At 68.5% G+C, this 25,630-nt stretch carries 21 protein-coding genes; 11 read left to right on the top strand and 10 right to left on the bottom strand.

Annotated elements, in window-relative coordinates; translation table 11 throughout:
* The coding region (locus tag Q0Z44_RS13960) for an SDR family oxidoreductase (RefSeq protein WP_298013773.1) at positions 1-768 on the top strand (768 nt) is incomplete at its 5' end.
* The gene (locus Q0Z44_RS13955) at positions 768-1,235 is read left to right on the top strand and encodes a DUF2269 domain-containing protein (protein WP_298013775.1); all 468 of its coding nucleotides are present in this window, start codon (positions 768-770) and stop codon (positions 1,233-1,235) included. The genes Q0Z44_RS13960 and Q0Z44_RS13955, both read left to right, overlap by 1 nt.
* A gap of 20 nt (positions 1,236-1,255) precedes the next feature.
* Here Q0Z44_RS13955 and Q0Z44_RS13950 read toward each other — a convergent pair whose 3' ends face one another.
* A complete protein-coding gene (locus tag Q0Z44_RS13950) occupies positions 1,256-2,221 on the bottom strand; it encodes an SDR family oxidoreductase (RefSeq protein WP_298013771.1) in 966 nt (321 codons plus the stop codon).
* A 229-nt stretch (positions 2,222-2,450) separates the two neighbouring features.
* On the opposite strand from Q0Z44_RS13950, the gene Q0Z44_RS13945 reads away from it, so the two are divergent.
* Together Q0Z44_RS13945 and Q0Z44_RS13940 are read left to right on the top strand one after the other, a co-directional pair.
* Complete coding sequence (locus Q0Z44_RS13945) at positions 2,451-3,629, top strand: zinc-dependent alcohol dehydrogenase (protein WP_298013768.1); 1,179 nt, start codon at positions 2,451-2,453, stop codon at positions 3,627-3,629.
* A 10-nt stretch (positions 3,630-3,639) separates the two neighbouring features.
* Positions 3,640-4,164, top strand: coding sequence for a hypothetical protein (locus Q0Z44_RS13940; protein WP_298013764.1), 525 nt, complete (start codon positions 3,640-3,642; stop codon positions 4,162-4,164).
* Here the strand turns inward: Q0Z44_RS13940 and yfbR are convergent.
* Positions 4,125-4,730 (bottom strand): 5'-deoxynucleotidase, encoded by a 606-nt coding sequence (gene yfbR / locus Q0Z44_RS13935; protein WP_298013762.1) that lies wholly within the window; start codon positions 4,728-4,730, stop codon positions 4,125-4,127. The two genes, Q0Z44_RS13940 and yfbR, sit on opposite strands and share 40 nt — an antisense overlap.
* 76 nt (positions 4,731-4,806) lie before the next feature.
* On the opposite strand from yfbR, the gene Q0Z44_RS13930 reads away from it, so the two are divergent.
* Together Q0Z44_RS13930 and Q0Z44_RS13925 are read left to right on the top strand one after the other, a co-directional pair.
* Positions 4,807-5,187, top strand: a complete 381-nt coding sequence (locus Q0Z44_RS13930) for a DUF3592 domain-containing protein (RefSeq protein ID WP_298013760.1) — start codon at positions 4,807-4,809, stop codon at positions 5,185-5,187.
* A gap of 79 nt (positions 5,188-5,266) precedes the next feature.
* Positions 5,267-5,557, top strand: a complete 291-nt coding sequence (locus Q0Z44_RS13925; protein ID WP_298013758.1) for a metal-sensing transcriptional repressor — start codon at positions 5,267-5,269, stop codon at positions 5,555-5,557.
* A 4-nt stretch (positions 5,558-5,561) separates the two neighbouring features.
* On the opposite strand, the gene Q0Z44_RS13920 is transcribed toward Q0Z44_RS13925, so the two are convergent.
* Genes Q0Z44_RS13920 through Q0Z44_RS13910 form a run of 3 tightly spaced genes read right to left on the bottom strand, consistent with a single transcriptional unit; the run spans position 5,562 to position 7,926 of the window.
* Positions 5,562-5,756, bottom strand: a complete 195-nt coding sequence (locus Q0Z44_RS13920) for a DUF2892 domain-containing protein (protein WP_298013755.1) — start codon at positions 5,754-5,756, stop codon at positions 5,562-5,564.
* A 35-nt stretch (positions 5,757-5,791) separates the two neighbouring features.
* Positions 5,792-7,573, bottom strand: coding sequence for a SulP family inorganic anion transporter (locus Q0Z44_RS13915; protein WP_298013753.1), 1,782 nt, complete (start codon positions 7,571-7,573; stop codon positions 5,792-5,794).
* 8 nt (positions 7,574-7,581) lie between these two features.
* A complete protein-coding gene (locus Q0Z44_RS13910) occupies positions 7,582-7,926 on the bottom strand; it encodes a metalloregulator ArsR/SmtB family transcription factor (protein WP_298013751.1) in 345 nt (114 codons plus the stop codon).
* Between the two features lie 73 nt (positions 7,927-7,999).
* Here Q0Z44_RS13910 and Q0Z44_RS13905 point away from each other — a divergent pair, with 73 nt between their 5' ends.
* The 3 genes from Q0Z44_RS13905 to Q0Z44_RS13895 all read left to right on the top strand — a co-directional run bounded on the left by Q0Z44_RS13905 (position 8,000) and on the right by Q0Z44_RS13895 (position 10,870).
* A complete protein-coding gene (locus Q0Z44_RS13905) occupies positions 8,000-8,869 on the top strand; it encodes an MBL fold metallo-hydrolase (RefSeq protein WP_298013749.1) in 870 nt (289 codons plus the stop codon).
* Between the two features lie 30 nt (positions 8,870-8,899).
* Positions 8,900-9,346 (top strand): OsmC family protein, encoded by a 447-nt coding sequence (locus Q0Z44_RS13900; RefSeq protein WP_298013748.1) that lies wholly within the window; start codon positions 8,900-8,902, stop codon positions 9,344-9,346.
* A 177-nt stretch (positions 9,347-9,523) separates the two neighbouring features.
* The gene (locus Q0Z44_RS13895; protein WP_298013746.1) at positions 9,524-10,870 is read left to right on the top strand and encodes a DUF3422 domain-containing protein; all 1,347 of its coding nucleotides are present in this window, start codon (positions 9,524-9,526) and stop codon (positions 10,868-10,870) included.
* Positions 10,871-10,885: 15 nt separating this feature from the next.
* On the opposite strand, the gene Q0Z44_RS13890 is transcribed toward Q0Z44_RS13895, so the two are convergent.
* From Q0Z44_RS13890 to Q0Z44_RS13880, 3 genes are read right to left on the bottom strand one after another with little or no spacing between them, the layout of a single operon-like run.
* Positions 10,886-15,133 (bottom strand): translocation/assembly module TamB domain-containing protein, encoded by a 4,248-nt coding sequence (locus Q0Z44_RS13890; RefSeq protein ID WP_298013744.1) that lies wholly within the window; start codon positions 15,131-15,133, stop codon positions 10,886-10,888.
* Positions 15,130-17,013: a BamA/TamA family outer membrane protein gene (locus tag Q0Z44_RS13885; protein ID WP_298013742.1), complete on the bottom strand. Its 1,884-nt coding sequence runs from the start codon at positions 17,011-17,013 to the stop codon at positions 15,130-15,132. Before Q0Z44_RS13885 ends, Q0Z44_RS13890 begins: the two co-directional genes overlap by 4 nt.
* The gene (locus Q0Z44_RS13880; RefSeq protein WP_298013740.1) at positions 17,010-18,179 is read right to left on the bottom strand and encodes a VWA domain-containing protein; all 1,170 of its coding nucleotides are present in this window, start codon (positions 18,177-18,179) and stop codon (positions 17,010-17,012) included. The genes Q0Z44_RS13885 and Q0Z44_RS13880 overlap by 4 nt, the downstream gene beginning before the upstream one ends.
* 82 nt (positions 18,180-18,261) lie before the next feature.
* On the opposite strand from Q0Z44_RS13880, the gene Q0Z44_RS13875 reads away from it, so the two are divergent.
* On the top strand, positions 18,262-19,440 hold the full coding sequence (locus tag Q0Z44_RS13875) for a GGDEF domain-containing protein (protein WP_298013738.1): 1,179 nt from the start codon (positions 18,262-18,264) through the stop codon (positions 19,438-19,440).
* Between the two features lie 32 nt (positions 19,441-19,472).
* Here the strand turns inward: Q0Z44_RS13875 and Q0Z44_RS13870 are convergent, their stop codons facing one another.
* Positions 19,473-20,315: a MoxR family ATPase gene (locus Q0Z44_RS13870; RefSeq protein WP_298013736.1), complete on the bottom strand. Its 843-nt coding sequence runs from the start codon at positions 20,313-20,315 to the stop codon at positions 19,473-19,475.
* Between the two features lie 109 nt (positions 20,316-20,424).
* On the opposite strand from Q0Z44_RS13870, the gene Q0Z44_RS13865 reads away from it, so the two are divergent.
* Complete coding sequence (locus tag Q0Z44_RS13865; RefSeq protein ID WP_298013734.1) at positions 20,425-21,123, top strand: c-type cytochrome; 699 nt, start codon at positions 20,425-20,427, stop codon at positions 21,121-21,123.
* Positions 21,124-21,164: 41 nt separating this feature from the next.
* Here the strand turns inward: Q0Z44_RS13865 and Q0Z44_RS13860 are convergent.
* On the bottom strand, positions 21,165-25,630 hold a 4,466-nt coding region (locus Q0Z44_RS13860; RefSeq protein WP_298013732.1), incomplete at its 5' end, for a VWA domain-containing protein.

Raw genomic sequence — 25,630 nt, 5'->3', positions numbered from 1 at the left:
GGGGGCATGCAGCCCATCCAGCCGGTGCACCTGCACGACCTGGTGGGTGCCGTGGTGGCCCTGGTGGAATCGGCCCAGCCGGTGCGGGGTCGCCTGCAAGTGGTCGGGCCCGAGGCCACCACGCTGAAGGCGTACCTGCAGGCCATTCGCAAAGGGCTGGGGCTTGGAACGGGCACATGGTTGCCGGTGCCCCGCGCGATCATGGCGCGGCTGGCGCAAGCAGGCAGTCGCCACCGCGGCGCACTGTTCGACGAGGACAGCTGGCGCATGCTGCAGCGGGGCAACACCGGCCCGGCCACATCTCTGTCTGCCCTGCTGGGTCGCCCGCCCCGCTCGGCCGAGACCTTTGTGAGCGCCCTGCCCCACAGCGAGCGCGAGGCCTTGCGGCATCACGCCGTGATGGCGTGGTCCAGGCCGCTGTGGCGCGCGAGCCTGGCGCTGCTGTGGTTCGCCAGCGGGCTTGTGTCGCTGGGGCTGTACCCCGTGGCCGACAGCTTCGCGATGCTGGCGCAGGTCGGCATCCCGGCGACACTGCGTCCGGTGGCGCTGTACGGTGCAGCCGGGCTGGACATCGCACTGGGTGTGCTGACGCTGTGGCGCTCGGGGCGGCGGGTGTGGCTCGCCCAGATCGGACTGATCCTGGCCTACACCGCCGTCATCACGCTGTTCCTGCCAGCGCAGTGGCTGCATCCCTTCGCCCCGATCGTGAAGAACGGCCCCATTCTGGCGATGCTGTTGACGCTCTACGCCACGGAGACCCGCCGATGATGAGCTACGTCTTCGTGAAATGGCTGCATGTGGTGTCGTCGACGGTGCTTTTCGGCACGGGTGTGGGCTCGGCCTTTTACCTGCTGTTTGCCAGCCTGCGCGCCGAGCCCCGCACCGTCGCCACGGTGGCGTCGCTGGTGGTGTGGGCCGACACCGTGTTCACGGCCACCACCGCCATCCTGCAACCCCTCACGGGCCTGTGGCTGGCGGGCCAGGCCGGATGGCCACTCGGCCAGGGCTGGCTGAAGTGGTCGCTCGTGCTGTACGCCCTCGCCATGGCGTGCTGGCTGCCTGTGGTCGCGCTGCAGATCCGCATGCGCAACACCGCACGGGCGGCTGTGCAGGCCGGCACCCCACTCCCACCCGCCTACTGGCGCGATCTGCGCATCTGGACCGCGCTCGGCGTGCCCGCGTTCTTCGCCTTTCTCGCGCTGTTCTACCTGATGGTGGCCAAGCCCGCCTGGTGACATGCCGGCGGGCGATGCGGTCAGTGCGGCCGGATACCCGCCCCCGTCTGCGGAGTGGGCCGCACATTGAGCGCCATTGCCTCGTTCTTGTCGGCCGCGTTCTGATTGCCCCGCCCGTACACCAGCCCGGTTTCGCCCGCCTGGTACAGCGTGCCCTCACGGGCCCGCGGGGGCTCGTTGCGCTGCTGACGGCCCATCTGCATGCGGGCCATCATGTCGGCCAGCGTGGGCATCACCTTGGCCATGGCCGTATTGACGACCGCCATCGCGCCCACGCGCACATCGCGGGTTGGCTCGGTGGCCGCCTCGAGGATGGCACTGGCGACCTTCTCCGGCTCGATCATCGGCGTGGGCAGCTTGGGCTCCTGGTCGAGGTAGTTGCCGGCATGCTCCGGGAACGGCGTGTCGACCGCGGTGGGCTGGATCAGCGTGACCGAGATCGGTGCCTTGTCCGCTTCGAGCTCGATGCGCAGGGCATCGGTGTAGCCTTTCACCGCGTGCTTGCTGGCCGAGTAGACGGCCTGCAGCGGAATGGCGGCTTCGGACGCCTCGCTGCCGATGTTGATGAGTGCGCCGCCCTGTTGTCGCAGATAGGGCAAGGCCGCACGCGAGCCATAGACGACGCCCCAGAAGTTGGTGCGAAACAGACGCTCGGCATCGTCGTCCCGCACTTCGTCGGCCCGGCCGAAGATCGAGACGCCCGCGTTGTTCACCCAGGTGTCGATGCGCCCGAAGCGGGCCACGGCCTGCGCGGCGATCTGGTCGACCTGATCGCGCTCGCCCACGTCGGCCAGCACGGCCATGGCATGGCCACCGGCCTGCTGGATCTGCTCGACCAGGGCCTCGAGCGTGAAGCGGCTGCGACACGACAGCACCAGTGTGGCGCCTTGCCGGGCCGCGGCCAGCGCCGTGGCCAGCCCGATGCCACTGGAGGCGCCGGTGATCACCATGACCTGTTGGTCGAGTGGCTTGAGTGCGATTTTCATGGTCGGGCTCCTGCGAGGGATGAGGGATGCCGCTTACCGGGCAATGGCCATGCCGCCTCGGGGCGAGTGGCTACCCCGCAAGCGGCGCTCCACCGCGTGCCCATGCGGCACGGTTTACCGACGAACTTGCCGCCGTGGCAGACGCAACCCACGCGCTGCGGCAAGACGGCGGGCAGGCGCGCGACTTGCCGCGCAGAACCCATCCCAGGTCTGCACGAAGGAGCGCCCCATGAAAGCACTTTGCTGGCACGGCAAGAAAGACATCCGTTTCGACACCGTGCCGGATCCCACCATCGAGCACCCGCGCGACGCCATCATCAAAGTGAGCAGCTGCGCCATCTGCGGCTCGGACCTGCACCTGTACGACGGATTCATGCCGGGCATGATGCGCGGCGACATCATGGGCCACGAGTTCATGGGCGAAGTGGTGGAGGTGGGCGCCGAGAACAAGCGGCTGAAAGTGGGCGATCGCGTGGTTGTGCCCTTCACCATCATCTGCGGCGAGTGCGATCAATGCCGGCGCGGCAACTTCTCGGTGTGCGAGCGCAGCAACCGCAAGAAGGATCTCGCGGACAAGGTCTTCGGGCACAGCACCGCCGGGCTGTTCGGCTACACGCACCTAACGGGCGGCTACGCGGGCGGGCAGGCCGAGTACGTGCGTGTGCCCTTTGCCGATGTGGCGCCGGTCAAGGTGCCCTCGACGCTCACCGATGAGCAGGTGCTCTTTCTTGGCGACATCTTCCCGACCGGCTGGCAGGCCGCGGCGCAATGCGAGATCGAGCCCACCGACACCGTGGCCATCTGGGGGGCGGGCCCCGTGGGGCAGTTCGCCATCCGCAGTGCCATCCTCATGGGCGCCCGCCAGGTGATTGCCATCGACCGGCTGCCAGAGCGGCTCAGCATGGCCGCGGCCGCCGGTGCCATCACGATCAACTTCGAGGAAGAGAGCGTGGTGGAGCGCCTCAACGAACTGACCGCCGGCAAGGGGCCGGAGAAGTGCATCGATGCCGTCGGCCTGGAGAGCCATGCCACGCGCTCGCTGGATGCCATCTACGACCGCGCGAAGCAGGCCACCATGATGGAAACCGACCGGCCCCACGTGCTGCGCGAGATGATGTATGTGTGCCGCCCCGCGGGCATCCTGTCGGTGCCCGGTGTGTATGGCGGCTTGCTGGACAAGATCCCCTTTGGCGCGGCCATGAACAAGGGGCTCACCATCCGCATGGGGCAGACCCACGTCAATCGGTGGACCGACGACCTGCTGCAGCGCATTGAAGAGGGGCAGATCGACCCCTCGTTCGTGGTCACGCACACGGCGCCGCTCTCCAGCGGACCCGAGATGTACAAGACCTTCCGGGACAAGCACGACGGCTGCGTGAAGGTCGTGCTCAAGCCCGGCCACGCATGAGGAGCACACCATGACGACACACACCACGCTGCACAAGCTGGCCCGCGGTCTGGGCTGGTTCAGCATCGCGCTGGGCACGGCCGAATTGCTGCGGCCCGCCCCGGCTGCACGCCTGACGGGCATGCGCTCGCAACCCCGGCTGATTCGGGCTTTCGGTGCCCGCGAGATCATCACTGGCGCCGGCCTGCTGCTGGCGCGCAACCCGGCGCCTTGGCTGTGGGCCCGGGTGGCCGGTGACGTGCTCGACGTGGCGGCCGTGGGCTACGATGCGCGCGACACCTTCCAGCGACGCCGGGTGCCGGCCCGAACCGGCGTGACGCTGGGCGCTCTGGCCGGCGTGCTGCTGGTGGATCTGCTGAGCGCCCAGGCGGCCACACGCCACACGCGGCGGCAGTGCGCCGCCACGCGCTACGACTACAGCGATCGCAGCGGCTGGCCTGCCCCGCCGGAGCAGATGCGCGGGCTGGCGGCGCGGACGCCCGCCGCGTCGGCCGCTCAGTCGCCCTTCATCAGTGAATCGAGCGTCAACTCGTAGCCCGGCCCGAAGGTCTCGAGGAAGTAGCGCATCTCGGGCGTCATGTGCTCTTCCATCTTGCCGCGCACCTGCTCGGCCGCCTGTTCGAATTCGCGGTTGCCATAGCGCAGTTCGGCACGGCACTTCAGCCATGCACTGAGGCGATCGGCCTGCTTGATGAGCCGCGCCTCGGCCTCGGGCCAGGCGTGGTGGTCCAACATCGGGGCCAGCGCCGGCTTGAGCCCTTCCGGCAGCAGGCCCACCATCTCATCACACACCTCGCCTTCGAGGTTGGCGGTGGCGTGGCGCATCGCCGGTGAGTACTTCACCGGCGTCGGCAGGTCACCGGTGATCGCCTCGGTGGCGTCATGGAACAGCGCGCGCGTGGCCACTGCATTCGGGTCGACGGCCTGGCCGAACACATCGCGCGCGATCACGGCCAGCGCATGGGCCAGCACGGCCACTTCCCAGCTGTGCTGGGCCACGTCCTCTTCCACCGCATTGCGCATCAGGCCCCAGCGCTTGATGAAGCGCAGGCGTGACAGATGGGCGTAGAACGGGCTGTGGGAGGCGTGCGGGCTGCTCATGGTCGGCTCACTGGGGAACAGCCCTCGACTTTACTCCGCGGCAACCTGGCGGCCCGATCCCGTGTACGCTGCGGGCATGGGCGATCAACTCGGCAAACTGCTTCTCGTGGCGCTGGTGGCGGGCTTCGGCCTGCTGGCGTGGCGGGCCTGGCAGATTCGGCAGGCCAGCCCGAACTGGCCCACGGTGGAAGGGGAAATGCTCGTATCGCGGGCCTACCCTCGCAACGAGTCGAACGACGGGCAAGGAACGCCCACGCACCACTGGCTGGTGGACGCGCGTTATCGGTACACGGTGCAGGGCGTGACTTACACCGGAGACCGGTTGCGGGCTTTCGTGCCGCCCCTGCCGGATGAGGCGTCGGCACAGAACTGGCTAGCCCCTTTTCCGGTCGGCGCGCGCGTGCGTGTGCATTACGACCCGGCAAAGCCCGACAACAGTGTGCTGATCCCGGGTTGACCCATCCCTGATCTTTGCATACCCAAGGCACAATGCCGCCCCACGCCCTCGCCCGTTTTACGCTTTCCGGACATCCCGCATGGCCTCGCTGACCGACCAGAAGAACCGCACCGACGTGCTGAACCGCCTCAAGCGCGCCGAGGGGCAGCTGCGTGGCATCCAGCGCATGATCGAGGAAGGCGACGACTGCCTGGCCATTGCCACGCAGATGGCGGCCGTGCGCAAGGCACTGGACAGCACCTATGTGCGCATGACCATGTGCTTCATGGAGCAGAAGCTGCACGCCGCCATGGCCGAACCGTCTGCCGACGACACCGGCCTTGACAGCGTGCTCCAGGACATCGAGACCTTGCTGGGCAAGGTCCGCTGACGCGTCAGTCGCGCTTGAGCTTGCAGGTCGACAGACCGAACGGCACGTAGGCCGGGCACCAGCCCATGAACCCGGTGGCCAGCGGCACCACGCCGATCCAGCCCCAGGCCCCGACCGTGCCCGTCGCCGCCAGGGCAATCAGCACCACACCGGCGCCGATGCGCGCCACCCGATCCATACCGCCGACATTGGCTTTCATGGTTTTTCTCCTTTCAGTGAGACAAGAACAGAAGGTCAGATGACATAGCAGGGTCCGGCTTCGACCGACGCCAGCCGCAGCCAGACGTCCTGGCCGCTGCGCAGGATGCGTCCCTCGAAGCGTGCAGCCACCCCTGCAGTCTGGAGCCGGTCCATCACCGGCCCCTTGATCTCTGCCAGCCAGAGCGTGCGTCCTTGCGCCTGCTGGGCCGCATCGAATGCAAGCAGGGCCTGCCCCGCCGTGTGATCGACATGGTTCACGGCCGACATCAGCACGACCACGTTGCGTGCTTCGGGCTGCGACTGGATCAACGCGCACAGGGCCTGCTCGACACGCTGGATGTTGGTGAAGTCGAGGCTGTCGTCGACCCGCAGCCAGATGGCGCCGGGCAGTCGCTCCACCTGATGGCGCTGCACATTGCGGAAGTGTTCGGTGCCCGGCAGCCGGCCGACCTCGGCGACGTGCGGCTGGCTGTGGCGCCAGATCATCGCGCCGATGGACCACGCCATGCCCAGCAGGATGCCGGCTTCGAAGCCGACGAGCAGCACGCCGATGGCGGTGCCCACAAAGGCACCGGCCTCGGATCGGTCCGTGCGGGCCGCCTCGCGCAGCGGGCGCAGCGTGAGGAGCCCGGACACCGCCATCATGATGACCGCGGCCAGGGCCGCCTTGGGAAGCAACGCCAGGGCAGGCAACAGCCCCGCAAGCATGACGACGAGGACGCCGGCGCTGACCAGGCCGGACAACGGGCTGCGCGCCCCGGCTGCCTCGTTCACGACCGAGCGCGACAGCCCTCCGGACACCGGCATGCCGCCCAGCAAGGTGCTGCCCAGGTTGGCCGCACCCAGGCCCAGCAATTCGCGGTCGGCATCGACCCGATCGCCCTGACGAAGGGCAAAAGTCTGGGCCACCGACATGCTGCTGACGAAGCCGACCAGGCTGATGAGCAGCACCGGCACCAGCAGACCCGGCACATCGACCTGCGCCAGCGCGGCCGCCTCGGGCCACAGCGAGGCGCCGCCCTCACTGAACAGCGACACGGCGCCCACGCGGTGAACGGAGGCGCCCAGACCTTGTTCCAACAGCTGGGCCACGCCCACCGCGGCCAACAACCCCACCAGCGGCCACAAGCGGCCGAGCACATCGGTTCGGCGGTCCGGCCAGTGCAGCACGCGGCCGGTGAACGCAGCCAGCGGCCGCCCGCCCATCAGCACGGACAGCGTGGCCAGACCCACCGCCGCATCCCCCCAGGCGGGCCAGGCTGCGGCCTGCACCCGCTGCGTCAGCGCACGGGCCATGTCGGGCAGCGTGTGCCCCAGACCGGCCCACCCCACCAGAGGCGCGGCCTGCCCGACCAGAATCAGCGCCGCGGAGGCCACCGTGAAGCCCTGCACCACGGGCCCGCTCAGCAACTGCGACAGAAAACCCAGGCGGCGCCAGCCCATCAGCCCCAGCACCACGGCCGAGCCCAGCGCCAGGCACCAGGCAAGCGCCTGGTAATGCGCACTGCCGGGCTGCGCCAACGGGCTCAAGGTCTGAGCCACCATGAGCGAGGTGATGGCCGCCGGCCCCACCGACATTGCCCGGCTGCTGCCGAAGGCGGCGTAGGCCACCAGCGGCAGCACGCTGGCCAACAGCCCGGCCTGCACGGGCAGGCCAGCCAGCATCGCGTACGCCAGGCTTTGCGGCACCAGCATCACGGCCACAACCAGGCCGGCCACCACGTCGCCATGCAGATCGGCACGCTGCCATTGCCGCAGCCAGGGGGGCGGCCACGACCACGGTGCCGGATCGATCACGGGAGCGCGGGCCGGCATGGCCACCCTCAGCTGCCGCAGATGCGGCTGTGCAGCACCTGCATCACCGCGGCGGCGTCTCCGCTGACCAGGCGGTAGTAGATGTGCTTGCCTTCGCGGCGGGTGTCGACCAGGCCTTCCTGACGCAACACACCCAGCTGCTGGGACAGTGTGGGCTGCCGGATGCTCAGATCGGCCTCGAGGTCGCTCACGCAGAACTCACCTTGCGCCAGGCGGCACAGCAACACGAGGCGGTCGGCATGGGCCATGACCTTGAGCAACGCGCACGCCTTTGCCGCCGAGGCCTGGAGGGCGGCCAGATCGGGGGGCGGAAGCGCACTGGGTGAAACGGAGGGGGCGTCTTTCACTTGCATGCCAAACATTCTATTGACAGATAATCTGTCCGTCAATAAAGTGAATGCAGCCTCTTCTTGCCGGAGCCCCGCCATGCCCCACCCCACCCCGCTGGTTCATTCGCTGTTCGACCCCGCCACCAGCACCTACACCCACATCGTCTACGACCACGAGCAGGGCCACGCGGCCATCGTCGATTCGGTGCTGGACTACGACCACAAGAGCGGGCGCACCCACCACGCGCACAGCGACACCGTGATCGCCTTCGTGCGCCAGCATGGCCTGACCGTGGACTGGATCCTCGAGACCCACGCCCATGCCGACCACCTGTCGGACGCCCCCTACCTGAAAGCCGCGCTCGGTGGCCGCATCGCCATCGGCCAGCACATCCACCGCGTGCAGCACGTCTTCAAGAAGCTGTTCCACCTCGAGGCCGGCTTTGCCACCGACGGCAGCCAGTTCGACCATCTGTTTGCCGACGGCGAAACCTTCTCAATCGGCACCCTGACCGCCCAAGCCTGGCACGTGCCCGGTCACACCCCGGCCGACATGGCCTTTGTGGTGGGCGACGCCGTGTTCGTGGGTGACACGCTGTTCATGCCCGACGTGGGCACCGCACGCTGCGACTTCCCCGGTGGCGATGCGCACCAGCTGTACCGCTCGGTGCAGCGGCTGCTCGATCTGCCTGGCGACACGCGCCTCTACCTGTGCCACGACTACCCGCCCGAAGGGCGCAAGCCGCAAGCGATGACGACCGTGCGCGCGCAGCGCGAGGCGAACATCCACGTGCGCGACGGCATCGGCGAAGACGACTTCGTGGCCCGCCGCCGGGCGCGTGATGCCACCCTGGAGATGCCGGTGCTCATCCTGCCCTCGGTGCAGGTCAACATCCGCGCCGGCCACCTGCCGCCCCCCGAGGCCGACGGCCGGCGCTACCTGAAAATCCCGGTCGACGCGCTCTGAGCGACGGCCCCACCACTCGAAGGACGACACATGGCCCACGGCCTCATCCACGTTCACCTGCAGCAGCAGGCCGACTACCGATTCGAGATCCGCTTCGAGGGCGGCGCCCCCGCCATCCTGGGTGACGAGCCGCCCCCGCTCGGGCAGTCGGCAGGGCCCTCGCCGGTGCAGCTGCTGTGCGCCGCCGTGGGCAACTGCCTGGCCGACTCGCTGCTGTTCGCGCTGCGCAAGTTCAAACAGACCCCGGAGCCGCTGCGCTGCGACGTCGAGGCCGAGGTCGGACGCAATGCCGAAGGCCGCCTGCGTGTGCTGAAGATGACAGCCACGCTGCACCTGGGCGTGCCGGCCAGCGCGCTGCAACATCTGGAGCGTGTGCTCGACCAGTTCGAGGCCTTCTGCACCGTGACCCAGAGCGTGGGCCAGGGTATTCCCATCACCACCCGCGTGATAGACACGGACGGCGTGATGCTGCGCTGACAAGCCATCGCCAGCCACCCCCAGGGTGGCAAGGCCACGGCCTTCGCACGGGGCTCATGGGATGAGCCGCCCCCGGGTTCACGGTGCCGGGACGCGGTTGGCCCAAAACGAGACACCTCGGGGCGTTCAGCTTTAGTACAGTAGCCGGCTCCTGCATTCGTGCGCTGCCGTATCGCCATGCTGACCGCTCCCACCGCCGTGAACGCCCCGCCGCTCATCAACGCCCTGCCTGCGGACGACGCGCTGCGCGAGGTGCTGCACAACGAGGTGCACACGCGGCCCTCGCCCCGCATCCGGCTGCCGGCCCTGGTAGTGCATGTGGCCGTGCTCAACGCCGACGTGACACGCGAGCAGGAATGGGCACATCTGCGCCTGCTGCCCGGCCAGCAGGATCTGCCGCTGGAAGCCCTGAACGGCTCCTTCGTGCGCATGCGTTTTGCCGACCACACCTTCAAGTGGGAGCGGCACACCGAGTTCACCCGCTATTCGTTGGTGCAGACGCTGCCCGACGGCGCAGACGCGGGCATGGACGAAGCCACGCTGCTGTCGCACCTGGCGGTCGAGACCGAATGGCTGCGCACCATCCCGGGCCGCACGGTGGCTGCGGTGATGCTCGCCATGGTCAACGACGGCATTGACGACGGCCAGGCCATCAAGGACCGCGCAAGCCAGTGGTTCGAAGGCCGGCCCGTGCTGGCCTCGATGCTGGGCAACGGCCACTCCTGCGGGCTGACGGATTTCGCGCTGCGCCCCAGCGGCTTCGAGCGCATGTTCGTCGTCGCACCGGACGGCACCAGCGAGACCCGCGCCGGCCGCATCTCGCAGCGCCTGCTCGAAATGGAGACTTACCGCATCATGGCCCTGCGCGGGCTGCCGGTGGCCAAGACCCTGGGCCCCATGCTGACCAGTGCCGAGGCGGAGCTGGCCGACATCACGGCCCGCATGGAAGACACCCACTCCAGCGACCAGGAGTTGCTCGACACGCTGATCAAGCTGGCGGCGCGCGTCGAGCGGGCCACCGCGGAGCACATGTACCGCTTCTCGGCCACGCGGGCCTACAACGACCTGGTGCAGCAACGCATCCGCGAACTGCGCGAGCGCGCCATCCCGGGCACGCAGACCCTGGGCGAGTTCATGCAGCGCCGGCTGTCACCCGCCATCGCGACGGTGGCGGCCACGGCGCAGCGCCTGAGCTCGCTGTCGCAGCGGATCGAACGCACCAGCGCCCTGCTGCGCACGCGCGTGGACATCGTCACCGAGGCGCAGAACCAGCAGCTGCTGGCCCAGCTCACCAAAGGCCAGGACATGCAGCTCAAGCTGCAGACCACCGTGGAAGGCCTGTCGATTGCGGCCATCTCGTACTACGTGGTCAGCCTGATCCTGTACGTGGGCAAGGCCGCGAAGGCCGGCGGGATGCCCGTCAACCCCGAGATGCTGGCCGGGGCGCTGATTCCACTCGTGCTGCTGAGCATCTGGTGGGGCACACGCCGCCTGCATCGCAAGCTGCACGGCGACGCACACTGACGGCGCCCTGCCCCCTCAGTCCCAGCGCCAGGCGCGGATCAGGTCGACCGCGTTGTCCTGCCCGGCCTGGAAGCGCAGCGTCATCCGCTGGCCCAGGCGGTAGATCAGCTGCCAGCTGCCGCTGGTGGCGTTGAGGTTGCGCTCGTAGCCCACGTACCAGAAGCGCGAGACCTGCTTGCCGAGGCTGACCACGGTGTCGCGCACGGCGCCATCCGTCTGCCGCACCGAAAGCTGATCCAGCCCCAGGCGGCCGATGAGGTTGTCAGAGGGTGACGACTTCTCGCCCGACAACAGGGCGACCGCAGCGCTCTGCAGCAGACCGATGTCCGCGCCACCCAGGCCGCTGGGCGCGCGCCCAAGGACCAGCCACGACAGCTTTTCGGTCTCGGACATGGCCGGGTCGGAATACAGGCTCACGCGCGGATCCTGCGCCGTGCCGGTGATGGCCACCCCGACCTTCACGTCGACGACCGACACGATGGCCCCTGCGCTGGCAGCGCGGGGCCGCATGGCGAGCACATCTAGGCGCGGGTTCTCGATCGGCCCTGTGAACGTGATGGCGCCCCGCTCGATCACCAGTTTCTGCCCATAGGCCGCGTAGGTGCCCTGCTGCGTGCGCACCGTCCCCGTCAGCGAAGGCCGGTTGTTCGGTGTCGTGAAGCGCAACTGGCCTGTCAGCAGTGTGTCGATGCCGCGGCCGCGCAGGCGCAGCGCTTCGCCCAGGTTGATGTCCACCGCGGCGTTGAGCTTGCGCGGCGTGGCGGGGGCCGCAGTGGCCTCGGCCTCCGCCACATCGGGCTGCCCGGGTCGACGCACCACGTTCACGTCTTCGCCAATGGTCGGCGCATCGGATCGGCTGATGTCGAACAAGCCCTCATCGACACCGATGCGGCCGGTCAGGCCGATGTCCTGCGCGCCGAAGGTGGCCTGCAGCGCGCCGCTCACGCGCAGGCGCCGGTCCACGCGCTGCAACAGCGTGAACTGCTCGGCCTGCACGCGCAGCGTGGCTTGCGCCTCTTCGGTGAGCAGGGCCTCGCCATCGGCCCGCAACACACCGCCTTGCACGCCGCGCGCCTGCAGGCTCACCAGGCGCGCGTGGTCGCCCTCGAGCTCCAGCACGAATTCGCCGTCGCTGAGCTGCACGCCCAACAAGGGCTGGGCCAGCGCCAGGCGTTGACCGGTCAGGCGGCCCCGGTACTGTGGCACCCCCAGCGTGCCGGCCAGCGTCGCCTGCCCTTGCAGCTGCCCGCCAAGGCGCCAGCCCGCTGGCATCCAGCCCCCCCAGGGGCGCAGGCTGCCGATCTGCACGCTCAGCGTGCCGCTCAGCGTGTCCGTGCCGGCGGGCAGGCGATCCGGTGCCGCGGCCTGCACCACCTGCTCACCACTCAGGCGGCCCAGCACGCGCCCTTCGAACAACTCCGTGAGCCGCCAGACGCCGTTGCGCGCCTGCAGAACGACCCGGGCTTCCGTGATGCCCAGCGGCTGCTGGCTGTTGCCCTCGATGGTCGGCTCGGACAACGTGACATCGCCCGACTGGCGGGCCAGCACGACGTCAACCGCCCAAGGCTGGGCCCGGCTGTGTCGCACCTGCACGTCACCGCCCACGGCGAGGTTGCCGCCCCAGCCCCCTTCGGGCTGCCAGCGCTGCAGCAGGGCAGGCAGGTTCTGCGGTGGCACTTGCAGGCGCAGGTCCGCTTCGGTCACCCCACCCGATTCGCCGGCCACCCACAGCCCTTGCAGGCTCTGCAGGTTCAACGTCATGCCCATCACGGTCAGGCGGCTAGCCCCCAGGCGCAGGCGCTGCCCGCCGCTCTCGGGCATCACGCTCAAGCTCACCGGCTGAGCCTCCAGCACAGTCTGGGTGGAAGAACGGGTGCCCTGCCACAGCAGCTTCTGCAGCTGCCCCTGCCATCCCTTCCCCACCATGCCGCCCTGCGCCTGCAGGTTCAGCCGCAGCGGCAGGTCGGCACGGGCTGCAGCGCCGTCCTTGTTCCTGGGCTGAGGCACCATCACCATGTCCGCCTCGGCTGCGAGGCGATGGGCCGAGCCACGTCCGTCCAGTCGCAGACGCGCCTGGTCCATGCGGCCCAGTGCCGTGCGCACACCGGCCACGTCCACCGCGGCATCCAGCACGGCATCGGCCTGTCGGGTGTCCAACTGCCAGCGCGCCGTCGCGGTGTTCAGCAGGGCTGGCTGCCCTTGCGGCGTCTGCCAGGTAAGCTGCGCGGCCGACAGCTCACCTTCGGTGCTGAACCGCGGCCAGTTGCCTGCCCATTGGATGCGGCCCTGCGCCGTGCCGCCAAGGCGGCTCAAGCCCACCAGTGGCAGCATGGGTTGAAGCGCGGCCAGGGCCGGGCCCTGAAGCTGACCTTGCCAGCGCTGATCAGGCAGCGATGCCGTCCACCAAGCGGCGGCGTCCTGTCCCGGCTTCACGGGCCAGTCGCCCTGCAGGGCGACGCTGTTGCCTGCCGCGTCGGCCTTCAAGGCCAGGGTGGCCCTCCGCTGGGCGGTGCCACCACGCCAGCGCACATCACCCTGAACGGGCAGGCCGGCCAGCTGGCTGGGCTGCAGAGCCAGATCCGCCTGCCCCCCGCCCAGCCCGTCCACGTCAAAGCGGGCCTCGCCAGACAGGCGGTTGGTGCCCTGCGCGGCCGCTGGCCAGGGCAGCCACAGCCGGGGATCGAACGCGCGCACGGTCAGTGCACCCTTGGCGGCCCACGGACGCGGTGCAGCGGCCGCCGACCAGCGCACCAAGGTGTCGCTCATCACCGCTTCCTGCCCCTGCGGCGCCTGCAACACCAGACGAGAGACGGACAGCGACTCGGCCGTCACGCGCCCATCCAGCATCAGGCTCACCGGTTGAGCCGGCCAGCGCGCTGCGGTGCCCGGTGCCGGTCGAGCCTCGCCGCCCAGGCGCGCAGCCAGCTCGCCTTGCCAGGCCCGCACATCGGTCAGACGGCCGCCTTGCACGAGGCCGGGAGCGAGCTGCACGTCGCCCTGCAGACGCAGCGGCGGCGCGCGGCCGTCCAGCGCGGGCAGGTGCACGCCCTGCAGGGCCAGCGTCAGCCGCGGCGGTGGAGCGGCCCGCGCGGCCGTCGGGGCCTCCTGAAGACGCCACCCGCCGGTCAGGGCCAGCTGGCCGGCGGTGCCTGCCTGGCGCGGCACACCGGGCAACTGGGCCGTGAGCGTGACCGCTCCCGAGGCCAGCATGGCCTGGAGCCCGCCCTTCTGCCGCGCCTCGTCGAGGGCAATCCGTCCGCGCAGCGCCTGCACCGGCACGCGTCCCACGTCCCAGGCGCCCGCCTCGCTGTTGCGCAGGTCCACGTCGGCCTCCAAGCCCTTGGCATCCGTCGGGCGCAGGGCGATGTCACCTTGCAGCCGCGAGAGCGGGCCGCCGGGCCACAGCGCAGACAGGTCGACGTCGCGCGTGCGCGCCGCCAGTTCGGGCAAGGGCCACGCCGCAAAGGGCTGCAGCCTCGCCTGGACCGTCAGCGCCGGCGGCGTGGGGCCCTCACCCCGCCACACCAGTTCACCCTGAACACGCAGGTCCTGCAGCGGCCCCCGTACCGACCAGGTTCCGCCACCTTCCGCGCGCTTCAGGTTCGCCGTGGCCACCACGGCCAGCGGGCGATCCGTGCCGATCTGGGCCCGCCCGCTGGCGTTCCATCCCATCCAGGCCAGGCTGCGCAGCATCACAGCATGCACCGCCACCGGGGCGTCAGTGCTTTGCTCGGGCGCACGCTGCACGCGCACCGTGGCGTCCAGCGCAGTGAACGGTGTCGTGGCTCCCCACAGACTGCTGTGAGCTTCCTGCAGGCGCAGCGTCTTCACTTCCAGCGACACCGGCACCGCAAAGGACGTAGGCGGCGGGCTGGCCGGCCCGGGCGGGCCACTGACCCAGTCGAGCTGCAACCGACGCGCAGACAGCGTGTCGGCGCGCACCCCGAGGCGCCAGCGCACCTGTGGATCGACCACCACGCTCAGGCCTTGCCACACCGGCTCGACCAGCGTCAGTCGCCCGCCTCGAGGCAAGGCCACCTCCAGCCGGCGTGCCGCAAAGTCACCCAACAGGGCGCCGCGCGGTTCGACCACCGTGATGCCGGGCAGCCAGCCGAGGGCGCGCTCCGTCACCGCATCGTTGTGCGCCAGCGCCCAGACCGCGCCCAGCAACAGCACCGCCAGTGCCACGAGCACGCCCAGCAGCCGGGCTGCCGCTGCACTCAGCACCCCCACACCGCGCCCCCAACGTGCCCACGCGCTCACAGGCTGATCCCCACGCTGAAGTGAATGCGCCAGTCCTGCAGCTGCTGGCCCCGTGCGATGTCCAGCTTCAGCGGGCCGACCGGGCTGCGAAAGCGCACGCCGACACCGTAGCCCACCCGCGGATCGAGCTTGTCGGCACTGGCCGCCGCATCGCCCACGTCAACAAACACCGCGCCCCACAAGGCCGGCAGACGCGCCAGAATGGGCCGCGCCACCTCGACACTCGAGGTGAACATGACCCGGCCGCCCGTCACCACGCCATCGGTGACAACACCGAGGGAGCGGTAGGCATAGCCCCGCACCGACTCATCGCCCCCGGCACGGAACAGCAGCGTGTCCGGGATGCTGACCGCCTCGCGCGCGAACACCTGTCCGGCCTCGCCGCGCACGGTGGCATACCAGTTGGCCGGCAGCGGCCAGTACCAGGTCGATCGCAGGTACGCGCGGCCGAAGAAGCCTTTTTCCTCCAGCGCGCTGTAGCTGCGGCCCACCGTCAGCTGGGCCAGCGTCGTAGAGCCCCGCGTGGGCAGCGTGCGGCTGTCCACATCGCGGTAGATCCATTGCACGGTGGCACTGTAGGCCGATGCCTCGGACACCTTGGCGCCGCCGTCGGCCGTCACACTGGCGTTCTGCACCTCGATGTAGTCGGTGCGCTCGAGCCGTTCGCCCTCGCGCAGCAAGCCCATGCGGGCGCGCGCACTGAGCGTCACCGCCTGGTCGTCTTCGACGATGCGGGTGGCCTGCGTGGACACCAGCCCGCGCCGCCGCCCTTCCCAAGGGTGCGAGGTGAAGTCGAGCGAGCCCGCCCGGTCGTTGCGCCCCAGGCGCACGGCGGCCTTGGCCTGCCAGTCCAGCCCGAACAGGTTGCGATGCAGGTACTCGGCCGACACGCGGGGGCCGGTGTCGCTGCTGACGCCGATGCCGGTGGTGGCCGTCTGCATCTGCTGTTCACGCACCTGCACGAGCACCGGTGCGGCCTTGGCATGGGCCGGGTCCAGGTCGGTGGAGACGAAGATGCTTTCGAACAGGTTGAGCTTCTGGATGCGTTCCTGCCAGTCGAGCAGTTGCTTCTCGCTGTAGGGATCGCCAGGACGGAAGGGGGCCGTGTTCACGATGGCCGAAGCCGGCTGCCGATCCAGCCCCTCGATGCGGATGTCGCCGAAGGCAAACGCCGGGCCGCTGTCGGCCACCATGAACAGCCGGGCCTGGCGGGTCGTCGCGTCCACGGTCGAAGACGTCCCGCTCCACACCGCAGTCGGGTAGCCGTCTGCGCGCAACCGGGCCAGCGCCGCGTTCTTGGCGGCCGTCCAGTCGACCTGCCGGAACACCGCGCCCACGGGCAGCCCCCACTGCGCCGACAAGCCGTCGACCAGCGCCTGTGCCGAGGCCTCACCTGCTTCGAGCCGGGCGTCCAGCTCGCCTTCGAACACGAACTGCACCCGCGACACCTGGGTCAGCTCACCGGGCTCGACCGTCAGCGTCACCTCGATGGGCCGTCCGGGCACCTCGTCGTGGACGCGCGTGGTGATGCGGGCGCCGAAATAGCCCTCGGCGTCGATCAGGCCGCGGGCCTGCTCGGGTGCCGAGACCACCAGACGCCGCAGCTCTGCACGCGAGATGGGCAGCGCCCCTGGCTCGGCCGCTTCACGCTGGAAGCGCGCAATGTCGAGGTATTCGCGCAACAGTCGGTCGAGGGGCTCGGGCGCCTGGATGACCAGCCGCCAGCCATCGGCCCGCAGCAGGTCCGCCTCTTCGGCGTGCGCCGGGGCGACGGACTCGGGCAGTCCGGTGCCGGTGTCCTGCGCCCATCCGATGGCAGGGGCCATCAGCAAAGCGGACAGGCCGGCCAGCAGGCGATGGCGGCCGCGGCCTCGCTTCATTTGCTCAGCAACCGCATTGCGCTCTCGAGGCCCTGCAGCGTCAACGGAAACATCCGGCCGCCGACCAGCTGCTGCATGATCGAGACACTCTGCCGATACGGCCACACTCCCTGCGGCTCCGGGTTGATCCACACATGATTGGGGAACGCGTGCGTCAGGCGGCCGATCCATTCGGCCCCCGGCTCGTCGTTGTTGTACTCGGTGCTGCCACCGGCCTGCAGGATTTCATAAGGGCTCATGGTCGCATCCCCCACGAAAACCAGCTTGTAGTCCTTGTTGTACTTGCGGATGATGTCCCACGTGGGGATCTTCTCGGTAAAGCGCCGGTGGTTGTTCTTCCACATGAAGTCATACACACAGTTGTGGAAGTAGTAGAACTCCAGGTGCTTGAATTCGGACTTTGCCGCGGAAAACAGCTCCTCGACGCGGTGGATGTGGTCGTCCATGGTGCCACCCACATCCATCAGCAGGAGGACCTTCACCGTGTTGTGCCGCTCGGGCACCATCTTGATGTCCAGCATGCCGCCGGCCGCCGCCGTGGCATGGATGGTGTGGTCCAGGTCCAGCTCTTCGGCGGCACCCTGGCGCGCAAACTTGCGCAGGCGGCGCAGCGCCACCTTGATGTTGCGCGTGTCCAGCTCCACCGTGTCGTCGTAGTCCTTGAACGCGCGCTGGTCCCACACCTTCACGGCACTGCGCTTGCGGCTGCGGTCCTGTCCGATGCGGATGCCGGCCGGGTTGTCACCGTAGGCACCAAAGGGCGACGTGCCGCCGGTGCCGATCCACTTGTTGCCGCCTTCGTGCCGCTCCTTCTGCTCTTCCAGCAGCTGCTTCAGGCGCTCCATCAACTGATCCCAGCCCATCGCCTCGATCTTGGCGCGATCCTCCGGACTCAGATCCCGTTCGAAATGCTTGCGCAGCCATTCCATCGGCAGCTCGCGCGTCATGTCTATTTCGGACACGCCTTTGAAGTAAGCCCCGAAAGCCCGGTCGAACTTATCGAAATGGGCTTCGTTCTTCACCAGCGTCATGCGCGCGAGGTGGTAGAAATCGTCGACCGACGGGCCGATCACGTCCTGCCGGATCGCGTCGAGCAGGCTGAGATACTCCGGAATCGTCACCGGAAGCTTGGCCGAGCGCAATGCATAGAAGAAGTCGATGAGCATAGGGCGTCCTGCGAGATGACTTGTATTGTGGACCGGCTTGCGTCCGTCTGTCCGAAGCACCGTCCCTGAAGTCGAGGGCCGAATGGAAGCGTCCCATTTTCTGATCATCTACATCCTGGTCACCCACACACTGACGTCGGGCATGTGGTGGGCCGCCGGCAGCTGGATGGGGCTGTCGCGTCGGGCTTCCAAGCACTGGATGCTGTCCAGCGCCTGCTTCGGCATCGGCCTGCTGCTGACCGTGCTGTACGCCGACAGCCTGGACACGGTGCAGTGGATGATGGCCGGACTGCTGGTGGTGGTGGGGGCCGTGAGCCTGCGCCGCGGGATGCAGACCTTCCTCAAGCTGCCCGAGACGGCGTGCGAGCACGCGCTGGTCACCCTGGTGGCGGTCGGCTTCGCGCTGATCGTGGCCTTGCCGATGGGCTGGCGAGGCGGCGGGATGGCTGCCTGCACCGCGGCCACCGCCTGGGTGCTGGGCCGCCTGGCGCTGGAGTGCTTCCGCCCGCTGAGGGCGGAGTTCGGCCCCGAGACCGCCGCCACCCACGCCACGCTGATGGGGTTGGTGGTGATGACGTTCACGGTGACCGCCTTCGCCCTCACCGTGCCCGAGACGCCATCACCGTGGCGGCAGCTGCCACGAGACATGGTCTACCAATGGCTGGTGATGGGCAGCCTCACGCTGTCGATCCTCTCCAGTTTCGTGCTGGGCTATGTGGTGGTGATGCGTCTGGTGCGACGCCTGGAACACCTCTCGCACCATGACGGCCTCACCGGCCTGCTGAACCGGCGCGCCATCGAGGCCATGCTTGATCGGGAGGTGCAGCGGCTGCAGCGCTTCGGCCAGCCGTTCTCGCTGCTGCTGATCGACATCGACCACTTCAAGCGCATCAACGACCGCCTGGGCCACGCCGCTGGCGACGCGGTGTTGGCCGCCGTGGCCGGGGCCTTGAAGGAAGAGGCGCGCGAGGTGGACCGCGTGGCGCGCTTCGGTGGCGAGGAGTTCTGCGTGGTGCTGCCGCACACCTGCGAGGAAGGCGCCCTGCACGCCGCCGAGCGCCTGCGGGCCGCCGTGGCGGCGCTCGACGTTCGGTGGGGCGACGAGGGGGTGTCTGTGACGATCAGCGTCGGGCTGGCCTGTGCCGAGCACCCGACCGAGACGCTGTCGCAGTTGCTGCGGCGGGCCGACGAGGCCCTCTATGAAGCCAAGGCCGCCGGCCGCAACCGCGTGGTGCTGTCCATGCTGCCCGCCGCGGCCTGAGGTGGCCTGAGGCGGGGGCCGGGGCCGCGCGCTCAGCGGTGGTGGCGCGCCATGTAGACCAGCTTTTCGAACAGACTCAGGTCTTGCTCGTTCTTGAGCAGCGCACCCACCAGCGGCGGCACGCTCACCTTGTCATCCTGGCTCTGCAGCGCATCGGCCGGGATGTCCTCGGCCACCAGCAGCTTCAGCCAGTCGATCAACTCGGACGTGCTGGGCTTCTTCTTGAGCCCCGGCAGGTTGCGGACTTCATAGAAGTGACGCAGTGCGGCGGCCAGCAGGTCTTTCTTGATGTGTGGGAAATGCACATCAACGATCTGCTGCATCGTGGTCGGATCGGGAAAGCGGATGTAATGGAAGAAACACCGACGCAGGAATGCATCCGGCAGGTCCTTCTCGTTGTTCGACGTGATGATGACCAGCGGGCGGTGCTTTGCCTTCACCAGCTGCCGCGTCTCGTAAACGTAGAACTCCATGCGATCAAGCTCGCGCAACAGGTCATTCGGGAACTCGATGTCGGCCTTGTCGATCTCGTCGATCAGCAGCGCCACGGGTTGGTCGGCATCGAAGGCCTGCCACAGCACACCCTTGACGATGTAGTTGTGAATGTCGCGGACCTTCTCTTCACCGAGCTGGCTGTCGCGCAGGCGGCTGACCGCGTCGTATTCGTAGAGGCCTTGCTGGGCCTTGGTGGTCGACTTGATGTGCCACTGGAGCAGCGGCATGCCCAGCGCCTCGGAGACCTGCTCCGCCAGCATGGTCTTGCCCGTGCCGGGTTCGCCCTTGACGAGCAGCGGACGTTGCAGTTTCAGCGCCGCGTTGACCGCCAGTTTCAGGTCGTCCGTCGCGACGTATTGATCGGTGCCTTGGAATTTCATGCGCAGTCTCAACCGGGTTGTTACTGTGTTCGAGTATAGGACGCCCCCCAATAATGGGTTTGTGGTTCGTGTTTTTCCCTGCGTCAGTTCACCCTCATCTGTCCGCCCAATGAAAACACCGTCCGAGCTGTCTCAAGGCCTGCGTGGCCGCCTGCTGTTCAACCTGCCGGCACTCGGTGCCATCCTGCTGGCGAGCCTGACCGCCACCGGGGTTCGTGCCGCCGACGACACGCCCCCCGGCGTGACTGCCAAGGTCGCCATGTGCATCGGTTGCCACAGCATCCCGGGCTACCAGGCCAGCTTCCCGGAGGTGCACAAGGTGCCCATGATCTCCGGTCAGAACGCCAAGTACATCGCCGCGGCGCTGACGGCCTATCGGCAAGGTGACCGCAAGCACCCCACGATGAAGAGCGTGGCCGCGTCCCTGACCGACAAGGACATCCAGGACATTGCGGCCTACTACGAGTCGCACGGCAAGGACCGCCCTGCCCCGGTGGCCAAAGGCGGCGCCGCCTCTCCCGAGGTGCAAGCGCTGCTGACCCGCGGCAACTGCATCGCCTGCCATGGCGAAGGGTTGAACAAGCCGATCGACGCCGGCTACCCCAAGCTGGCCGGCCAGCATGCCGATTACCTGTATGTGGCGCTGAAGTCGTACCAGACGGCCGGCAAGGGACCGATCGGGCGCAACAACGCCATCATGTCCTCGCAGGTCAAGGCTTTCACGCAGGCCGAGTTGAAGCTGCTGGCCGCGTACACGGCCGGCCTCCAAGGCGACCTGAAGACGGTGCCACAGTCACGTTTCCGCTGAGGGCCGAAGCAGACGCCCCATCTTTGGGGCGTCTGCCCGGGTCAGCCGTTGTCGACCAGCAGCTTGCCGTCGTTGATCAGCTTGGTGATGATCTGCTGATCAGACGCCGAGCTGCCCGCATAGCCGGAAGCCCGCAAGTCCACCCCCTCCAGCACGATGCGCTGCGTTTCCGCGTTGGGCGCCGCGTTCGCATTGCCGAAGGTGAAACCGCCGGTCGGGCTCACCTTGATGACCGTGCTGCCAGACACGCTGGTGGTGTCGAACTCGAGGTAGTTCACAAGGCTGCTGCTGGCTTCGCCCTGCAGCAGATCACGCAGATCCAGGACATCGCCGCCCGAGCCGGCCGGGCGGACATCGAAGTCCTTGATCGTGTCGACTGCACGGCCTGAGCCGCTGGTACCGGCCTCACCCAGGTTCCAGGCAAAGACGTCCACACCCAGACCGCCGGTCAGGGTGTCGCTTCCCGCGCCGCCCACCAGGGTGTCGTTGCCGTCGTTGCCGCTCAGCGTGTCGTTGCCCGCGCCACCATGCAGCAGATCGGACCCGGCGCCACCGGACAGGGTGTCGTTGCCCGCTTCGCCATACAGGCGATCGGCAGATGCGCCACCGGACAGGATGTCATCGCCATCGCGGCCCATGAGCAGGTCGGGCGCATCGGAGCCCAGCAACTGCTCGGCGCCGGTGGTGCCCACGACGACGCGGGTCTGATCGAGCTGAATGGACAGCGTCGACGAAGCCGTGTCGCCGTCGCGGTCGGCCAGGGCGAAGGTGACGTTCTCGAACTTCGTGCCGGTCAGCTGGCCCGGCGCCGAGTAGGCGTAGGCGCCGGTTGCCATGTCGACCACCAGCTTGCCACCCAGGGCGGTCGTGATGGCCAGCTGCGTGCTGGCGCTGTCGTACTGGTAGACGACGCCGTCGACCGTGACGCTGGCCACGTGGCTGAAGCCGTCGGCGCCCATCGCGGCCACCACCGTGCCGCTGGTCTTGAGGTTGCCATTGACGGACGCCCCGAGGGAGCCCGCCAGCACGCCATCCAGCTGGGCCAGCGCGCTCACCACGGTGCCCGACAGATCGGCACCAGCCTGCCCGTCGTAGGCCACGGGGTTGAGGTAGGTGGCGTTGACGTCTGCACCCAGACCGATCGCGTAGCTCTTGATCTGGTTGGAGCGCAGGAAGCTGAGCCAGCTGGCCTCTTCCGTGGTGTCGATGCCATCGCCCAGGCTGGTCTGGGTGCTGCCGGAGGACTGGCCGTTCACACCGGGTGTGGGGTTGGCGCTCGACAGCGTCGGGTTGCCGTCCGAGAAGAAGTAGGAGATGTTCTGCGCGCCGCTCAGCTTGCCGGCGCTCGTGTCGAACGCGGTGCGTGCTGCGGTGAGCGCATAGTCATAGTTGGTGCCGCCCTCTGCAGTGATGGTCTGCAGCAGGGCCTTGGCGTCGGCCACGCTGAGCCACTGCCCGCCCACGGACTGCGCCGTGTTCGAGAAGGTGACCAGACGCACGGCCACGCTGCCGAACTCGTCGTACTTCTCCAGCAGGTTCTGGATGGACTGCACGGCGACCTGCAGACGCGTGAGCCCGTTGATGCCGCTGGCGTCGTTCATGCTGCCCGACACGTCAAGCACGATCATCAGGTTGGTGTCGATGGTGTTGAGCGTGGCGGAGATGGGCGCTGGGTTGGTCGGCGCGTCGTCCTCGACATGGACCACCAGGCTGCCGGTGCCCACCTTGCCCGTGCTGTCGAGCACCCGCACACCGAAGGTGATGTCGCGGATGTCCTCGCCGGATGCGGCGTGCTGCACCGGCTGCAGGAGCGCGAAGGTGTAGCTGCCCGAGGCGGTGACCTTGACGGTGGCCACCACGGTGGCGCTGCTGTCCGTGCAATCACGGCCGATGAGGCCGCCGGCACCGTCGTTGGTCCACACCACGGTCTTGCCGGATGCCGTCACCAGCGGGCTCGACGGTGCGTCGAGCGCGATGGCCTGGACGGTGGCCCCACCCGTGGTCGCCACGGTGATCTGGCCGGTGGCCGAGGTGGCGTTGGTGGTGTCGGGGCTGCCGGTGGTGTCGGCGTTGCCGCCTGCCAGCCCCTCTTCCGAGACGCTGACGGACGTGGCCGACGCGGTCGGCGCACCAGGCACCGGGGCGTTGCGCACCACGTCGAGCATCAGGTTGGAGCTTGCGAGGTCGCCGTCACCGTCGATCAGGGTGTAGGTGATGCCCTCCCGGACGTCGGTGGTCAGACCTTCCGGCGCGCGGTAGGTGTAGGCCCCCGTCAGCCAGTTCAGCGTGAACTGACCGCCCAGTGCCGTCGTGACAGTGAGCTGCGGCTGCGTGGTGCTGTAGGTGTAGGTCTGCCCGTCGATCGCCACCGTGTGCAGGCGGCCCCCATCGGCACCGAAGGCCGTCTGGCCGACGCTGCCGGAAGCGAGGATCTGACCGCTGGTCGAGCCGGCCAGCGTGCCGCTGAGGGTGCTGTCGAGCTGGTTCAGGTTGGCCACGACCGTGCCGCTGGTGTCGAGCGCAAACTGACCGTTGTAGGCCACCGGATCGAGATAGGTCTGGCTCACACCCGAGCCCAGGCCCACCGCGTAGGAATTGATCTCGTAGGTGTTGAGGAACGAGCGCCAGGCCGCTTCCTCGGTGGCGTCGATGCCGTCTCCGAGATTGGTCTGTGTGGTGGTGCCGTTCTGGTTGTTGGTGCCCGCCGTCGGGTTGGTGCTGGAGAGCGTCGGGTTGCCGTCCGAGAAGAAGTAGGACACGTTCTGTGCCCCGCCGATCTTGCCGGCGCTGGTGAGGAAGGCCGACTGCGCTGCGCTGAGGGCGTAGTCGTAGTTGGTGCCGCCGGAGGCCACGATGGTGGCCAGCGCCGACTTGGCCTCGGACACGCTGAGCCATGTGTCGCCCACCGTCTGCGCGCTGCCCGAGAAGGTGACGAGGCGCACGGCCACGGTACCCAGCTCGTCGTAGCGATCCAGCAGCTTCTGGATGGACTGCACGGCGGCCTGCAGCCGGGTCAGGCCGTTGATGCCGCTGGGGTCGTTCATGCTGCCCGAGATGTCGAGCACGACCATCAGGTTGGTGTCCTGCACCGAGACGGTGGCGGACTGGCTGGCCGGCACGGTCGGCGCGTCGTCTTCGACGACGATGGTGAGCGCGCCGGTGGCGGCATTCACGCCGTCGCCCACGCGCACGCCGAAACTCACGCTCAGCGTGTCTTCGCCCTGTGCGCCATGCTGCAGCGGCGCGGACAGCGTGAAGCTGTAGCGGCCCGCCGCATCGATCGTCACGGTGGCCACGGTGGCGGCGTCAGGGGCGGTACCGGCCTTGCCGATCAGACCGCCAGTGCCGTCGCTGGTCCACACCACCTGCGTGCCCGTGCTGGTGTAGACGGGGTTGCTCGGTGCCAGCAGGCTGATGCTGAGGTTGCTGCTATCCGGATCGCTGAAGGCGATCTGACCGCTCACGGTGCTCGCGTTGGTGGTGTCGGGTGCGCCGGTGGCATCCGGCGTGCCAGAGGGGAGGCCCTCTTCGGACACGGCGGCCGTGGCGTTGGCCACCACGGGCGCGTCGTTGACCGCCGAGACGGCGATGGTGGAGATGGCCACATTGCTGGCTATCGTGCCGTCAAACACCTGAATGGCGACGGTGCGTGCCACGGTGGAAGGGGTGTCCGTCGTGTTGCTGAAACCGATGCTGCGGATGGCCTGTTCGTAGGTGGCGAGGCTGGCGGCACCGGTCAGGGTGACCACGTTGCCGACGATGGCCACGGAGAGACCCGCGGGCAGCGCGCCCTGCACGGAGAGCACATCACCCGCTTGCGCATTGGTGAGCGTGATCGTGGCCCGGGTGAGCTGACTGCTGTCCACGTCGGTCAGACGCAGGTCGACGTCGGCCACGGCGACGGGGCTGCCGTTTTCAACGTAGCTGGTCTGGTAAGCCGTGCCCGCAGCGCCGCTGGAGTCGTTGCCATCCAGATCAAGCTGGGGCGGGGCGTCGTTGTCGGCGATACGCGCCGTACCGATGGCCGAGCCATTGGAGGACAGAGGCAGCGCGGCGGTCAGCGTGAACGTTTCGGTGGACTCGGTCTGCGTGTCGTTGATGGTCTGCACGCGCACAAGCAGGCTTGTGGCACCTGCGGGGAGCGTGGCCACACCACCGGAAACCGGCGTCCAGGATGCGCCCCCATTGGTCGAAACCTCCATCACGTTGGCGTAGTCGCTCGACGCCGTGGCAGTGCCCGCGTTGAGTTGCAGGCTGACTGGTTGACTCGATGACAACGGATGCGTCAGCGTGACAGCAAAGATGGCCTGATTGCCCTCGGTGACGCTCACATCGGCCACGGCGAGCGTGGGGGTGTCGTTGTCCGGGGTATCGCCCGGGGGCACGCTGCCCGTGCCGTCGTCCTTGATGGCGGTCGTGACCGTGCCGGCCGTGATGACCGCGCCGCTCGGGTTGCTCAGCACCACGCTGAACGACTCGCTGCCTTCGAACGTGCCATCGTCGTTGA

Origin of the sequence: uncultured Aquabacterium sp. (genome assembly GCF_947366995.1) — a bacterium.
In the GTDB taxonomy this organism is placed as follows: Bacteria; Pseudomonadota; Gammaproteobacteria; order Burkholderiales; family Burkholderiaceae_C; genus Aquabacterium.
This window is presented reverse-complemented; position numbering and strand designations above follow the sequence as displayed.

Excerpts from the sequence above, each read along its gene's own strand:
- Q0Z44_RS13955 (WP_298013775.1), top strand. The coding sequence starts at position 768 with ATGAGCTACGTCTTCGTGAAATGGCTGCATGTGGTGTCGTCGACGGTG.
- Q0Z44_RS13950 (WP_298013771.1), bottom strand. The coding sequence starts at position 2,221 with ATGAAAATCGCACTCAAGCCACTCGACCAACAGGTCATGGTGATCACC.
- Q0Z44_RS13945 (WP_298013768.1), top strand. The coding sequence starts at position 2,451 with ATGAAAGCACTTTGCTGGCACGGCAAGAAAGACATCCGTTTCGACACC.
- Q0Z44_RS13940 (WP_298013764.1), top strand. The coding sequence starts at position 3,640 with ATGACGACACACACCACGCTGCACAAGCTGGCCCGCGGTCTGGGCTGG.
- yfbR (WP_298013762.1), bottom strand. The coding sequence starts at position 4,730 with ATGAGCAGCCCGCACGCCTCCCACAGCCCGTTCTACGCCCATCTGTCA.
- Q0Z44_RS13930 (WP_298013760.1), top strand. The coding sequence starts at position 4,807 with ATGGGCGATCAACTCGGCAAACTGCTTCTCGTGGCGCTGGTGGCGGGC.
- Q0Z44_RS13925 (WP_298013758.1), top strand. The coding sequence starts at position 5,267 with ATGGCCTCGCTGACCGACCAGAAGAACCGCACCGACGTGCTGAACCGC.
- Q0Z44_RS13920 (WP_298013755.1), bottom strand. The coding sequence starts at position 5,756 with ATGAAAGCCAATGTCGGCGGTATGGATCGGGTGGCGCGCATCGGCGCC.
- Q0Z44_RS13915 (WP_298013753.1), bottom strand. The coding sequence starts at position 7,573 with ATGCCGGCCCGCGCTCCCGTGATCGATCCGGCACCGTGGTCGTGGCCG.
- Q0Z44_RS13910 (WP_298013751.1), bottom strand. The coding sequence starts at position 7,926 with ATGCAAGTGAAAGACGCCCCCTCCGTTTCACCCAGTGCGCTTCCGCCC.
- Q0Z44_RS13905 (WP_298013749.1), top strand. The coding sequence starts at position 8,000 with ATGCCCCACCCCACCCCGCTGGTTCATTCGCTGTTCGACCCCGCCACC.
- Q0Z44_RS13900 (WP_298013748.1), top strand. The coding sequence starts at position 8,900 with ATGGCCCACGGCCTCATCCACGTTCACCTGCAGCAGCAGGCCGACTAC.
- Q0Z44_RS13895 (WP_298013746.1), top strand. The coding sequence starts at position 9,524 with ATGCTGACCGCTCCCACCGCCGTGAACGCCCCGCCGCTCATCAACGCC.
- Q0Z44_RS13885 (WP_298013742.1), bottom strand. The coding sequence starts at position 17,013 with ATGAAGCGAGGCCGCGGCCGCCATCGCCTGCTGGCCGGCCTGTCCGCT.
- Q0Z44_RS13880 (WP_298013740.1), bottom strand. The coding sequence starts at position 18,179 with ATGCTCATCGACTTCTTCTATGCATTGCGCTCGGCCAAGCTTCCGGTG.
- Q0Z44_RS13875 (WP_298013738.1), top strand. The coding sequence starts at position 18,262 with ATGGAAGCGTCCCATTTTCTGATCATCTACATCCTGGTCACCCACACA.
- Q0Z44_RS13870 (WP_298013736.1), bottom strand. The coding sequence starts at position 20,315 with ATGAAATTCCAAGGCACCGATCAATACGTCGCGACGGACGACCTGAAA.
- Q0Z44_RS13865 (WP_298013734.1), top strand. The coding sequence starts at position 20,425 with ATGAAAACACCGTCCGAGCTGTCTCAAGGCCTGCGTGGCCGCCTGCTG.